This window comes from Pseudomonas sp. PH1b, assembly GCF_000633395.1.
Taxonomy (GTDB): Bacteria; Pseudomonadota; Gammaproteobacteria; order Pseudomonadales; family Pseudomonadaceae; genus Aquipseudomonas.
In genome coordinates this window covers 199,687-213,372 of the sequence record NZ_AYMU01000006.1, presented here as the reverse complement: position 1 = coordinate 213,372, position 13,686 = coordinate 199,687, and the positions used below count along the sequence as shown (strand labels likewise).

Annotated in this window: 11 protein-coding genes; 6 read left to right on the top strand and 5 right to left on the bottom strand. The window is 64.2% G+C overall.

Annotated elements, in window-relative coordinates; all coding sequences use genetic code 11:
- Positions 1 to 6 precede the first annotated feature (6 nt).
- Both U873_RS0112375 and U873_RS0112370 read right to left on the bottom strand, forming a co-directional pair.
- Positions 7 to 1,407, bottom strand: a complete 1,401-nt coding sequence (locus tag U873_RS0112375; protein WP_218188928.1) for an alanine racemase — start codon at positions 1,405 to 1,407, stop codon at positions 7 to 9.
- Positions 1,408 to 1,466: 59 nt separating this feature from the next.
- The gene (locus U873_RS0112370) at positions 1,467 to 3,647 is read right to left on the bottom strand and encodes a TonB-dependent siderophore receptor (RefSeq protein ID WP_025128560.1); all 2,181 of its coding nucleotides are present in this window, start codon (positions 3,645 to 3,647) and stop codon (positions 1,467 to 1,469) included.
- A 333-nt stretch (positions 3,648 to 3,980) separates the two neighbouring features.
- On the opposite strand from U873_RS0112370, the gene U873_RS0112365 reads away from it, so the two are divergent.
- Complete coding sequence (locus U873_RS0112365; protein ID WP_025128559.1) at positions 3,981 to 5,195, top strand: response regulator; 1,215 nt, start codon at positions 3,981 to 3,983, stop codon at positions 5,193 to 5,195.
- Positions 5,196 to 5,250: 55 nt separating this feature from the next.
- On the opposite strand, the gene U873_RS0112360 is transcribed toward U873_RS0112365, so the two are convergent.
- The 3 genes from U873_RS0112360 to desA form a co-directional block, all read right to left on the bottom strand.
- Positions 5,251 to 5,502, bottom strand: a complete 252-nt coding sequence (locus tag U873_RS0112360; protein WP_025128558.1) for a hypothetical protein — start codon at positions 5,500 to 5,502, stop codon at positions 5,251 to 5,253.
- Positions 5,503 to 5,594: 92 nt separating this feature from the next.
- Positions 5,595 to 6,587 carry a sensor domain-containing diguanylate cyclase gene (locus tag U873_RS0112355; protein ID WP_025128557.1) on the bottom strand — a complete coding sequence of 331 codons (993 nt, stop codon included), beginning with the start codon at positions 6,585 to 6,587 and terminating at the stop codon, positions 5,595 to 5,597.
- Positions 6,588 to 6,915: 328 nt separating this feature from the next.
- Positions 6,916 to 8,100 carry a delta-9 fatty acid desaturase DesA gene (gene desA, locus U873_RS0112350; protein ID WP_025128556.1) on the bottom strand — a complete coding sequence of 395 codons (1,185 nt, stop codon included), beginning with the start codon at positions 8,098 to 8,100 and terminating at the stop codon, positions 6,916 to 6,918.
- A gap of 146 nt (positions 8,101 to 8,246) precedes the next feature.
- Between desA and dibA the strand changes: the two genes are divergently transcribed.
- The 5 genes from dibA to cysW all read left to right on the top strand — a co-directional run bounded on the left by dibA (position 8,247) and on the right by cysW (position 13,686).
- The gene (gene dibA, locus U873_RS0112345; RefSeq protein WP_025128555.1) at positions 8,247 to 10,166 is read left to right on the top strand and encodes a phosphodiesterase DibA; all 1,920 of its coding nucleotides are present in this window, start codon (positions 8,247 to 8,249) and stop codon (positions 10,164 to 10,166) included.
- Between the two features lie 313 nt (positions 10,167 to 10,479).
- Positions 10,480 to 10,662: a sulfur starvation response protein OscA gene (oscA, locus tag U873_RS0112340; protein ID WP_022643503.1), complete on the top strand. Its 183-nt coding sequence runs from the start codon at positions 10,480 to 10,482 to the stop codon at positions 10,660 to 10,662.
- A gap of 158 nt (positions 10,663 to 10,820) precedes the next feature.
- Entirely contained in the window at positions 10,821 to 11,831 is a 1,011-nt protein-coding gene (locus tag U873_RS0112335) for a sulfate ABC transporter substrate-binding protein (RefSeq protein ID WP_025128554.1), read from the top strand.
- A gap of 150 nt (positions 11,832 to 11,981) precedes the next feature.
- Entirely contained in the window at positions 11,982 to 12,800 is an 819-nt protein-coding gene (gene cysT / locus U873_RS0112330; protein WP_025128553.1) for a sulfate ABC transporter permease subunit CysT, read from the top strand.
- A gap of 13 nt (positions 12,801 to 12,813) precedes the next feature.
- Complete coding sequence (cysW, locus tag U873_RS0112325; protein WP_025128552.1) at positions 12,814 to 13,686, top strand: sulfate ABC transporter permease subunit CysW; 873 nt, start codon at positions 12,814 to 12,816, stop codon at positions 13,684 to 13,686.

Here is a 13,686-nt window from a genome sequence, read left to right as displayed (position 1 = left end):
TAAAACTCACGCCAGCCCGTCGAGCTGCCAGCGCAGGGCGCCGCCGTCGAGTTCGATGACCACCTTGTGCGGCAGTCGGGCTTCATGGAAGGGCGACTCGTTGGAGTCCATCTGGTAGCCGGCGGTATTGAGGTACAGCAGCAGGTCGCCGGGGCGTACCGGGTGCGCGAAGCGGATCTTGCGCCAGGTCAGCATGTCGGCCTCCAGGCAGGTCGAGCCACCGATGCAGGCGATAAAGGGCTCGGGCTCGCGAGGGCTGGCAGGCAGCAGCACCGGCTCGGGCAGGTATTCGCTGTTGAACCACTGCTCCGAGAGGCTGAAGCTACTGCCCTGTACCGTGACCAGGGCGTAGCCGTCGCTGTCGCGGCGGTCCTTGACCCCCTGCACGCGAAACGCGCTGATACCGGCCTGATCCAGCAGGGCCCTGCCGGGCTCGATGATGAAATCGATGCCGTGGCGGGCCGCCTGTTGCGCCAGGCTGATGGTGCCCTCGACCGGCGCCGCGAGGATGTCCGCCAGGGCCTCGGCGCAAGCGCGTGGGGCGCCGTAGGGATAGAAATCGCTGAACGATTTACCCGCGTGGTAGTGCGTGGGGTGGTTGTGCTGGCGAAAGCGCTCCCAGGCTTGCGGGCTCACGTACTGCACGGCGAAGCCACCGCCCAGGTTGATGCGCCTGCAGTGGTCCAGGCCGCTGGCGCGGGTGTCGATGCACAGTGTCAGCAGCTGGGCGGCGGCCTCGACCCGCTGTTCGCAGGAGTAGCCGCCAAGGTGGAAGGAGAAACCTTCCAGGCGCAATCCGCGTGGGTCTTCGCGGCACAGCGCAATGGCCTGTGCACATTCAGCCGGGCTCAGGCCAAAGCGGCTGTCGGCATGGCTCTCGGGGCGCTGGCGCAGGGTCAGCCGGGCCGCTTGCCCGCGGTCGTGGGCCAGCTGTTGCAGGCGCCGCAATTCATTCAGCGAGTCGATCGCCAGCAGGCACTGGTGGCTGAGGCCCAGCTCCAGCAGGCGCTGGCTCTTCTCCGGGCCGGAGATGCCGATGCGAGGGCCCGGCACGCCGCCGCCCAGGGTCTTTTCCAGTTCGCCGAGGCTGGCTACGTCGACGCCGATGCCCTGCTGGCTGCAGGCCCTGACCAGGCAGTCGGCCTTGTTGGCTTTCTTGGCGTACAACAGGGCGCCATCCACCGCATGCTGTTCGAAAGTGCGCTGGAACCGCTGCACATTGCCGGTGAATACCTGGGGCAGCATCAGGTGCAGCGGCGAGCCCAGGCCGTCCACCAGGCTGTGCAGCGCCTCTGGATGCTGGCGCAGCAATGCCTCGACCTGGGGATGCCTGAGGCTGGGCAGAGGCGTGCCTGGGCAAGCGGCATCGCAGGGCGTGGCGTCGTTGGCGAGCTGCATGACTGACATATTCATCCTTGGCAGAGTCGGTCGTGGCGGCACCCGGGAGGGGCCGGCCGGGAGTGAACTCAGAATTCGAAGCGGGCGGAGAAGAACACCTCGCGCTCGCGGCCCACTTCCAGCCCGCCCTGGTAGTAGGTGCTGGCGTAGTAGTAGGTGTTGCTCAGGTTCTTGCCGTGCACCCGGTAGGTCACCGGCGTGCCGCCCAGGCGGGTCTTGTAGCTGGCACCGGCATCGAGCAGGGCGTAGCCGGGGATGTAGCCACTGTTCTGCGGGTCCACCGGGCGGCTGCCGACCAGGCTCAGGGTGCTGTCCAGTGACAGGCCGGGCAGGCTTTGCACCTGGTACTGGGCCCCCAGCGCGCCTTTCCATTTCGGTACGCCTTCGGTGCGTTTGCCGGCCACGCTGGGGTCATCCACATCGTCGAGGCGGGTTGCCAGGTAGGCCAGGTTGGCGTTGAGGGTCAGCGAGTCGGTGAAGCGGTCGCTGAGGTTCAGTTCGACCCCGCGGTGGCGGTACTCGCCCTTGCTGACGAAGGTGTTGCTGGTGTCGAGGTAGCTGGCGTTGCGGCGGATCTCGAACAGTGCCAGGCCCAGGCTCAGGCGCGAGTCGATCTCGGCCTTGAGGCCGACTTCGTATTGCTCGGACTCGATGGCGTCGGTGGGCTGGTTCTTGTTGGTGGCATTCCAGGGCGCGTAGTCGCCTTTTTCCAGGCCGCGGGAATAGCTGACGTAGGTCATCAGGTGTTCCAGCGGGCGGTAGATCAGTGCGGCGCTGGGGATGAACACGTCGTGGCTCTGGGGCAGGGCGGTGGCCGACAGGTGATCGGCGCGATACCAGATGTAGCGACCGCCGAGCAGCACCTGGAACTGCTCGTTGAGGGCAATCAGGTCGCTGGCGAACACCGAGCTTTCCTTGATCCGCGAGACGAATTCGATGTCGTTCTCCGGCCCGAAGTGGTGCTTGGGCGGTTGCACCGGATGCAGGATGTTGCCCACCGAAACATCGCCGACGCTGATCCCGGGGTTGTTGCTGTTGATGTCGTCCCAGGCCGGGCTGCGGTCCTTGAACTGCTTGTAGCCGGTGCCGAGGAACACGTCGTGGTACAGGCTGCCGGTGTTGAACTTGCCGGCCAGGTAAGACTGCAGCGACCAGGTGCTGAACACTTCGCCACGGGAGACATAGAGGTCGGCGGTGCCGATGTCGCCATTGGGCTGGATGTTGAACAGGTCGTTGTAGCCACCGTGGCGCTCGACCCGCGAATAGTTGGCCTGGGTGATCGAGGTCCAGTTGTCATCGAGGCTGTATTCGAACTTGGCGTCGATGTTCTTGCCTTCGGTCTGGTGGCGGAACCAGGAGCCGGTGAGCAGGTCGCGGCGGTTGATCTTCGGTGGCCGCACGTAGCTGGAGGCATCCAGCGGGTTGGCCCGGTGGCGCTGGTCGGCCCGCAGCAGCGGGTCGGCCACGGTGGATTTCCACGACCAGTCGGTGTTGAGCTGCAACAGGGCGCGATCGCTCAAGCGAAAGTCGGTGGCCAGGCCGATGAACTTGCGCTCCAGGTCCCGGGCGTGATCGTAGTCGCCATTCTTCTCGTAGCCGGCATTCAGGCGATAGCCGAATGCGCCGTTGGCGGTCGAGTTGCTGTTGTCCACGGCCAGGTAGCGGCCGGTCAGCGACGAGCCTTGCAGGGTGAGGTTGAGCAGCGGGTCGCGGGTCGGGCGCTTGAGGATGTAGTTGATCGTGCCGCCGGGCGAATTGACGCCGTAGAGAAAACCCGAGGGTCCTTTGAGCACGTCGATGCGCTCGACGTTTTCCAGGGGCACGTCATGGTGCGGCGCCAGGGTCAGGCCATCGCGGCGCAGGGTGTTGAAGTTGTCCATGGCGAAGCCGCGCAGGCGGAAGTTGTCGAAGCCGCTGCCGGCCGAAGCGCTGAGGATCGACGGGTCCAGGCTGAGCACATCGACGGCGGTGCGGGCGGAGGCGTCGGCGATGGTTTTGGCGTCGTAGCTCTGGATGGCCAGGGGGATATCCAGGGGACTCTTGGCCCCGAACGCCCCGGCATTGACTTCAACGGCATCGTTGAGCGGCGGCGCGCTGATCCGGGTCGCATCGAGGCTCAGGGACGATGTGTGCTTGTCCGGGTCCTCGGTCTCCTGTGCCTGGGCGACGGCCAGGCCGGCGCAGGCCGAAACAACGCTGGCAAAAACCCTGAAGGCGCAGCGCGCCGGTGATCCAAGCAATGGATTCATCTGTAGTCCCTTAACTCAACGCAGCTGAAATGACGCCGCCGTTCCAATCTGCAACCGTCGTGGCCAGCCGATGAACCTTGTCCGTCGACTGAGGCTGAAGACCCTGCTAACGTCAGCCCTTCATATGAGAACCGTTATCAAGAGATACATTATAACGTTTTAAAAAATGACGCAATGCTGCCTGGGAATTGTCCCGGGAGCTGCCGTGATCGAGATTTCGCGGAGGGTCCCCGGATGGTTTTTCTCGGGTTTTTGCGCAGCGGTCGGTGTTTTTGCCTGTATGAAACCGATGGCTTTGACTAAGGTGCACCCATAGTTACCGGAGCGTGCTGCATGACTGCTGTGGATTTACCCGCCGTACCCCGAGTGTTGATTGCCGAGGCCGACCCCTGGTCCCGTGATCTGTTGAAGCAGGTCTTGTTGAACGTGCGCTGCGACGCGCGCCTGGACCTGTGTGCCGATGGCCAGGAAGCCATGGACCTGTTGAGCGCCAGACCCTACGACCTGATCATTGCCGACTGGGAACTGCCAGGCATCGACGGCCTGTCGGTGCTGCGCTCGGTGCGCCAGCGCAAGCGCAATCCGCTGCAACCGTTCATTCTCCTCAGCGTGCGCAGCGACAGTGCCAGCGTGCGCGAGGCGCTGCCATTGGCCCCCACCGCCTACCTGACCAAGCCTTTGAACATGGAGAGCCTGACCCAGCGCTTGCAGGGACTGTTGCTGGATGCCGGCCAGGAGGTGTCCTGCGAAGTGCCAGCACTGGCCCCCGGCATGACCTTGTGGACCTTTCTCGAACGCCGCCGCGAAGTGGCCGATGGCGCGCCGCTGCTGACCGATGTGCAACTGGCGGTCAAGCGCAGCCTCAACCCCGAAGGGCTGGACATCCGGTTGCTGGAGGAAGAAATACACACCGACCCGCAAATCACCGCGGTACTGATCTCTGCTGCCAACAGCGCCGCGCAGCATCACGGCGACGGTGTGCAGACCCTGTCCCAGGCCCTGCATCGCCTGGGCACCGGGCAGAGCATGAACCTGATTCTCGGCCTGACCCTCAAGCGCAGCGCGCGCCTCAGCGATCCGGCCCTGGCCGACTACGCCGAACGTTACTGGGGGTTGTCGCTGCACACCGCCGAGTACGGCCGGACCCTGGCGCGCCTGCTGGACCTGGACCAGGAGCGCTGCTACTGCGCGGGCCTGCTGCACCGCCTGGGCGACCTGGCGCTGCTGCGCTGCCTGCAGGAGTGGAAGCAGGCCGGAGGCGAGCTGGACGACCAGGAAGAAATCGGCGATGCCCTGGAGCGCTTTGGCGCGGCCTATGGCTCCGCCCTGCGTACCCGTTGGCGCATGCCCCTGGAACTGCGGGAACTGATCGCCTCGATCTACCAGCTGGGAGGTGGGGTCTATTCCCGCGAAGCACTGGTGATGAACCTGGCGGCGCAACTGGCGCGCCTGACGCCCCACGAGGGCGTGGAGGAGGTGGCCCGCAGCAAGACTGCGCGGCTGCTGAAGGTCGGCCTGCCGGAGCTCACCCGCCTGCGCAAGAGCTGAGGATGGATCGCGGTGCGCGGCGCATGCAGTGCGCGTTGGCGCGTCTAGGCGACGCCTACCAACTGCCCAGGATCGAACACAGGTCGAACCAGCCTTCGACGGTCTGGTCCTCGGCACGCAAGGCCAGGTAGAAAAATGGCCAGGCTGGAACCAGCGCCAGCAACTGCGCCGGGTGTGCCCCGTCCTTCAGTGCCAGGGCCACGCCCATCACGGGAAACACCAGGCCGATCAGGCAACACACCAGGCGCTTGCCCCGGCAGCCACTGCGTTTGCTGTTGATGCGTCTGAGCAGTTGTTGTTCGTTCATCGGGCACGTTCTACAGCAACCGGCGGAGCTGCGAAAGGGCCGCTCGGATGAACGACTCGGGCCAGTCGACGGCTGCCGCGCGTGGCCGTCAACTAGCCGGTGACGATGCGATTCTTGCCCTGGCGCTTGGCCTCGTACATGGCTGCATCGGCCCGGGCAAACAGGCTGTCGAGGCTCTCATCGGCGGGCAGCAGGCCGGTCAGGCCCTGGCTGACGGTGATGCTGAAGGCCTGGCCGTTGTGGCTGAAGCTCTGGCGCTGGATCTCCCGCTGCAGGCGTTCGGCCACCGGCCGCGCCATGTCCGCGGCGCAGCCAGGGAATACCGCGGCGAACTCTTCGCCGCCGATGCGTCCGAACAGGTCGCCGCGGCGCAATGCGGCGCGCCCGCTTTCGGCGATGCGTTGCAGGACGATGTCGCCCTCGGGGTGGCCGTAGGTGTCGTTGATCACCTTGAAGTCATCGATGTCCAGCAGCAGGAAGGCCAGGGGCGCACCCTGCAGGCGGGCTTGCTCGAACTCGCGGTTGGCGCATTCGAAGAAGTGCCGGCGATTGCTGCTCTGGGTCAGCACATCGGTGGTGGCCAGGCGTTGCAACTCGGCCTCCAGCTGTTTCTTCTCGGTGATGTCTTCGGCGATGCCAACCACGATCAATCGTTGCCCGGGTTCGGCGTTGCGGTTGATGAAGCACTTGTCGCTGAGCCAGCGCACCTGCCCCTGGGCATCGATGATGCGGTACTCGCGGTCTTCGACTGCGCCCTTTTCCAGGACCTGGGCCAGGCTGCGTTCGGCGTATTCCAGGTCGTCGGGGTAGATGCTGTCGCGCCACTGGTTGCTGTCCGCCAGCAGCAGGCTGGCGGGGCGGCCAAAAATCCGCTCATAGGCCGGGCTGACGTACAGCACCTGGCGCGTGTCCCAGTCGAAGGCCCAGAGCACCGCGTTGACGCTGACCAGCAAGGAGCTGAACAGCTGTTCGCGTTCGGTCAGGCGGGCGACTTCGCCCTGGGCGTGCATCAGCGCCATGAGGGTTTGCGCGGCCTCGGGCCACTGGGGAAGGGAAGAGTGAGTGTGTGGGTTCTTGTTGACCATTGGCACAGATCTCAAAAGGCGTGCCGCGCGGTGTTCGACAGCGGCTGCAACCAAGCCCGCCTGGGTGGCGAAGTGTTGTTTGAGATAGGGGATCGGGCGCTAAGTTCCCAGGAGGCCGGGCGACCTGGCGCGCTCCCGCCGGACGGTCGAACGCCCCGTCGAGGCCCGCCACCCATGCCGCCTGTGTGGCGAGGGAGCCTGCACCCGCTCGGCGGCGCAGCTGCTGCAAACCAGGCAATGAAACATTCCAGACAGAACGCGAAGGCCGGGGGGATGCCGAGCGATCCCGCACCCTTCGCCACAGCAGGTTGTGGCGAAGGGCTGGGCCTCAGGCCGCGTTGGGCCGCAGGGAGTAGGTCTTCAACTGATGGGCGAAGTCCCGCAGGGACTGGATACCACTGGCCTCGGCCTCGTGGACCCAGTCCTTGATCGCCGCCAGCATGTCGTGGCCGTTGGCGCTGGTCTTGGCCCAGATCTGTTGCAGCGCCAGGCGCTTCTCGTAGATCACCTTCAACGCCTGGCTGTGCTCCAGCATGTTCTGGATGCGCAGGTGATGGCGGTCTTCCAGCAGGCTGGTTTCCCGGGACAGCAGGCGCTTGGCGCGGTGGAACTGGTGGCGCACCGAGTGATCGACCTTGGCCAGTTCCTGCTTGACCAGTGGGCCGATCACCAGCTTGCGGTACTGGGCCATGATCTGGAACCGGTTGTTGAGGATGGCCATGGCGGTGTCCATGTCCAGGTGCCCCTTGCCTTCGACCCGGTGGGCGATCGGCGCGACCCGCTGGACCTTGGCCAGGCGCAGGAAGCTGAACACCTTGATCCACGCCCAGCCCATGTCGAACTCCCACTTCTTCACCGACAGCTTGGCCGAGTTGGGGTAGGTGTGGTGGTTGTTGTGCAGCTCTTCACCGCCGACGATGATGCCCCAGGGCACCAGGTTGGTGGCGGCGTCGCGGCATTCGAAGTTGCGGTAGCCCACGGCGTGGCCCAGGCCATTGATGACACCGGCGGCCCAGAACGGAATCCACATCATCTGGATGGCCCAGATGGTGATGCCGATGGTGCCGAACAGCATCAGGTCGATCACCGCCATCAGGGCGATGCCACCCAGTTTGTAGCGGCTGTAGAGGTTGCGCTCGATCCAGTCTTCCGGGCAGTTCTTGCCGTAGATGCGCAGGGTTTCCGGGTTCTTCGCCTCTTCGCGATACAGTTCGGCGCCCTTGCGCAGCACCGTGGACAGGCCCTTGATCACCGGGCTGTGGGGATCGTCGACGGTCTCGCATTTGGCGTGGTGCTTGCGGTGGATGGCGGTCCACTCGCGGGTGTTCTGCGCCGTGGTCAACCACAGCCAGAAGCGGAAGAAATGTTTCAGGCCGGCGTTGAGTTCCAGGGAACGGTGCGCGGAATAGCGATGCAGATAGACGGTGACCGCAACAATGGTCACGTGGGTCATCAACAGAGTGACTGCCACCAGTTGCCAGGCGGACAAGCCAAGTAAACCTTCATACCACATAGGCGATAAGGCCCTCGAAAAAGAAAAAAACAGCCCAGGCATTATCACTAAGCCGAGTCAGAAAACCAGTCGCCCTTTCAGATAAGAGTGGCGGCATGTTTCTTCCTCTATAATCCCAAACTTTTCGTGTGGAAATAGACGGACTTATGTCGGTTTCTTATCGCAATGGCTTGCGTGCCGCGCTGCTCTACCTGCTGCTGTCACTGGCGTGGCTGCAGTTCAGTGGTCATTTATTGAGCAGTTTCTTCGATGGGTTGACCGACCAGGCCCACTGGCAGCTGGTCAGTGGCTATGCCTGGGCCGTGGTCAGCGCGGTGCTGATCTTCTTCGCCCGGGCCCGGCTGTTGCGGGTGCTGGGGGCCGATCGCTGGTTGCGCCATCAGCAGAAGGATCGCGAGCGCCTGCGCCAGGCTGCGGCGGTGTTCGACTGCACCCGCGAAGGGGTTCTGGTGAGCGATACCCAGGGCCAGATCGTCCACGTCAACCGGGCCTTTATCGAAATCACCGGCTATCAGCGCGAAGAAGTGCTGGGGCGCCAGCCGAGCCTGTTCAAGTCCGGGCACCATTCGGCGGACTTCTACAAGGCGATGTTCGACTCGCTGCAGCAGACCGGCGAGTGGAGCGGCGAGATCTGGAACCGACGCAAGAGCGGCGAGATCTACCCGCAGTGGCAGACCATTCGCGCGATCCATGATGAACAAGGCGAACTCACCCACTATGTCGCGGTGTTTTCCGACATCAGCGCGATCAAGGACTCCCAACACGAGCTGGCCCACCTGGCTCACCACGACCCGTTGACCGACCTGCCCAACCGCCTGCTGTTCACCGATCGCGCCGAACAGGCCCTGGCTTCGGCGCAGATCCACAAGCGCGGTTGCGCCATGCTGATGATCGACCTGGATCACTTCAAAATGATCAACGACAGCCTCGGCCACAACGTCGGCGACCAGTTGCTCAAGGCCGTGGCCGAGCGCCTGGGAGAGATGTTCGGCCCCGGCATCACCCTGGCGCGCCTGGGCGGCGACGAGTTCGCCGTGCTGGCTGAAAGCTGTCCGCAGTTGGTGCAGGCGGCGGCCCTGGCCCAGCGCATCATCGACGGCCTCAAGGAGCCCTTCCCGTTGGGCGAGCACCAGTTGGTGATCAACGCCAGCATCGGCATCAGCCTGTTCCCCAGCGACGCCCTGAGCGCCCAGCAGTTGCTGCGCAACGCCGATGCGGCGCTGTTCAAGGCCAAGAGCGCCGGGCGCAATGGCTACGCCCTGTACACCGAGGAACTCACCGCCCATGCCCAGCAGCGGGTGGAGATCGCCTTCGAGCTGCGCCGCGCCCTGGAGCAGCAAGAGCTGAGGGTCTACTACCAGCCGGTGCATGACCTCAAGAGCAGCCGCCTGATCGGGGTCGAATCCCTGGTGCGCTGGGAGCACCCCGAGCGCGGCCTGGTGTCACCGGCGGAATTCATCCCGATTGCCGAGCGCACCGGGATGATCGCCGAGATCGACGCCTGGGTCATGCAGCAGGCCTGTCGGCAGATGTGCCAGTGGCAGGCCGAGGGCGTGGTGCTGTCGTTTATCGCGGTGAACGTCTCCACTCGCTTGTTCGCCCGCAGTGAGCTGTACCAGCAAGTGGCCAAGGTGCTGCACGAAACCGGCCTGGACCCGGCCTACCTGGAGCTGGAAGTCACTGAGAGCGCAGTGATGGATGATCCGGAAGTGGCCCTGGAGCAGATGCACCGCCTGCGGGAGCTGGGCATTCGCCTGGCCATCGACGATTTCGGCACCGGTTATTCCTCCCTGCTGCGGCTCAAGCGCCTGCCGGTGCAGAAGCTCAAGATCGACCAGGGGTTCGTCGCCGGCCTGCCGTGGGACGAAGACGACGCGGCGATTTCCCGGGTGATCATCGCCCTGGCCCAGAGCATGGGCATGCAGGTTCACGCCGAAGGCATCGAGCAGATGGAGCAGGCACGGTTCCTCCTCGAACACGGATGCGACCTGGGCCAGGGCTACTGGTTCGGCCGGCCGATGCCGGCGGCGCAGTTGGACTGGAGCAACGCCCCGCCGATCCGCTGAGGTGCGGCTGCAAGGCCGCACGCAAGGGGCGCCGCAGTGCCACTGCCGACGCCCCGAGCGGTGCCTGGGCGCAACGCCCATGGCATCGAGGGAAAGGCCCCAGAGCCGTGCCGGAGGTGCAGGGATTGCGCCCTGCGACACCTTCGGCAGCAAGGGTTTGGGACCTAACCCTGCGTTCTGGCAAATAATTTTTTCTGGTTATATAAACATTCTTAAATAGTATTTTTAAGAATATCTGCGGCTATCTACTATTGCTCCTACGCCGCAAGCAGTGCCGCCACTGCCAGGCATCCCTCACTCAAGGAGCAGCACCATGAGCGCATCTCTACGCAGCGTTGACGGCCAGGACGAAGCAACCATCTTGCGGGAAATTCAAAGTGCCTTGCGGGACCTGCGCTTTGGCGCGGTGGAAATCACCGTGCACAACGCCCAAGTGGTGCAGATCGAACGCAAGGAAAAATTCCGCCTGCAACAGCCCGGCAACAAACCCAGCTGAACACCGCGTCACCCTCTCGTGATCGAGAGGCCCGACTGGTCCACCGGAGGGCGTCATCCATGACCCCCAGCACGAACCCCAGCGTTCCTTTTCGAATGCGGGCTGAAATCGCCATAAGAAAAATGCCAGCACCTTAAAAAAATTTCAGGAGCTTCACCATGTCGTCGATTCGCCGTTATGCCCTGGCCGCCCTCGCCAGCGCTGTTTTTGCCGGTTCCGCCGTTGCCAAGGACTATGAGCTGCTCAACGTGTCCTACGACCCGACCCGTGAGCTGTACCAGGACTACAACGCCGAGTTCGTGAACTTCTGGAAGCAGGAGCACCCGGGCGACAACGTGAAGATCCAGCAATCCCACGGTGGCTCCGGCAAGCAGGGCCGGGCGGTGATCGACGGCCTGCGCGCCGACGTGGTGACCCTGGCCCTGGCCGGTGACATCGACGAAATCGCCAAGCTCGGCAAGACCCTGCCGGCGGACTGGCAAAAACGCCTGCCGGACGCCAGCACCCCCTACACCTCGACCATCGTGTTCCTGGTGCGCAAGGGCAACCCCAAGGGCATCAAGGACTGGGGCGACCTGGTCAAGAAAGACGTCTCGGTGATCACCCCGAACCCGAAAACCTCCGGCGGTGCGCGCTGGAACTTCCTGGCCGCCTGGGCCTACGGCCTGAAGGCCGGCGGGAGTGAGGCCAAGGCTCAGGAATACGTGAAAGAGCTGTTCAAGCACGTGCCGGTGCTGGACACCGGTGCCCGCGGCTCGACCATCACCTTCGTCAACAACGGCCAGGGCGACGTGTTGCTGGCCTGGGAAAACGAAGCCTTCCTGGCGCTGAAGGAAGACGGCGGCGCCGACAAGTTCGACATCGTCGTGCCGTCGCTGTCGATCCTCGCCGAGCCGCCGGTGGCGGTGGTGGACAAGAACGCCGAGAAAAAGGGCAACACCCAGATCGCCGAGGCCTACCTCAAGCACCTGTACAGCCCGGCCGGCCAGGAAATTGCCGCGAAGAACTTCTACCGCCCACGGGACAAGGACATCGCCGCCAAATATGCTCAGCAGTTCCCGAAACTGGACCTGGTAACTATCGACAAGGACTTCGGCGGCTGGAAAACTGCCCAACCGAAATTCTTCAATGACGGTGGCGTGTTCGACCAGATCTACACGGCGCAATAACCCTGTTGTAGGAGCTGGCTTGCCAGCGAAGGCGCCCCTGAGGGCAGTGCACGACTTGCGGGGCCTTGCGCCGGCAAGCCGGCTTCTACCAGGCAGAGCCCGCATTGAGTTGCGGGTTTTGCGTATCCGTTCCGTTAACCAAGGACTCTTATGTCGCGTCGTATCTCCCCCGTCATACCCGGCTTCGGGCTGACGCTGGGCTACACCTTGGTGTACCTCAGCCTGATTGTGCTCATCCCCCTGGCGGCGATGTTCGTGCATGCCGCGCAACTCACCTGGGATCAGTTCTGGGCCATCGTCAGCGCCCCCCGGGTGCTCGCCGCCCTCAAGCTGAGCTTCGGCACGGCGCTGTGCGCGGCCATCATCAACGGCCTGATCGGCACGCTGCTGGCCTGGGTGCTGGTGCGCTACAGCTTCCCCGGGCGCAAGATCATCGATGCCATGATCGACCTGCCCTTCGCCCTGCCCACGGCCGTGGCCGGCATCGCCCTGACGGCCCTCTATGCGCCCTCCGGACTGGTCGGCCAGTTCGCCACCGACCTGGGCTTCAAGATTGCCTACACCCCCCTGGGCATCACCCTGGCGCTGACCTTCGTCACCCTGCCGTTCGTGGTGCGCACGGTGCAGCCGGTGCTGGCGGACATCCCCCGTGAAGTGGAAGAGGCCGCCGCCTGCCTCGGCGCCAAGCCCTGGCAAGTGTTCCGCCATATCCTGGTGCCGGCGCTGCTGCCGGCCTGGCTCACCGGCTTCGCCCTGGCCTTTGCCCGGGGCGTCGGCGAGTACGGTTCGGTGATCTTCATCGCCGGCAACATGCCGATGAAGACCGAGATCCTGCCGCTGCTGATCATGGTCAAGCTCGACCAGTACGACTACACCGGCGCTACCGCCATCGGCGTGTTGATGCTGGTGGTTTCCTTCATCCTGCTGCTGCTGATCAACCTGTTGCAGCGGCGCATCGAACGACCTTAGAGGAGGCGCGAACATGTCCCAATCGTCTATTAGCGCCGCCTCGTCGGCCAACGCTGCGCGCCGTGGCAGCGCGACATCCCGTCGGGTGCTGATCGGCCTCGGCTGGCTGATCTTCGCCCTGTTCCTGCTCCTGCCTCTGTTCATCGTCGTGTCCCAGGGCCTGAAGCTGGGCCTGGGCGCCTTCTTCGATGCGATCTTCGAGCCCGACGCGCTGTCGGCGCTCAAGCTCACGGTGATCGCGGTGCTGATCTCGGTGCCGCTGAACCTGGTGTTCGGGGTCAGCGCCGCCTGGTGCGTGAGCAAGTACTCGTTCCGTGGCAAGAGCATCCTGGTGACCCTGATCGACTTGCCGTTCTCGGTCTCGCCGGTGATCGCCGGCCTGGTCTATGTGCTGATGTTCGGGGCCCAGGGCTTTTTCGGCCCGTGGCTGTCGGACCACGACATCCAGATCGTCTTCGCCCTGCCGGGCATCGTCCTGGCGACCATCTTCGTCACCGTGCCCTTCGTCGCCCGCGAGCTGATCCCGCTGATGCAGGAGCAGGGCACCCAGGAAGAGGAAGCGGCGCGCCTGCTGGGCGCCAACGGCTGGCAGATGTTCTGGCACGTCACGGTGCCCAACATCAAGTGGGGCCTGATCTATGGCGTGGTGCTCTGCACCGCCCGGGCGATGGGTGAATTCGGTGCGGTATCGGTGGTTTCCGGGCACATTCGCGGGGTGACCAACACCCTGCCGCTGCACGTCGAGATCCTCTACAACGAATACAACCACGTCGCCGCCTTCGCCGTTGCGAGCCTGTTGCTGATCATGGCGCTCTTCATCCTGCTGCTGAAGCAGTGGAGCGAAAACCGTATTAACCGCCTGCGCGCCAGCGCCGCGGAGGAATAA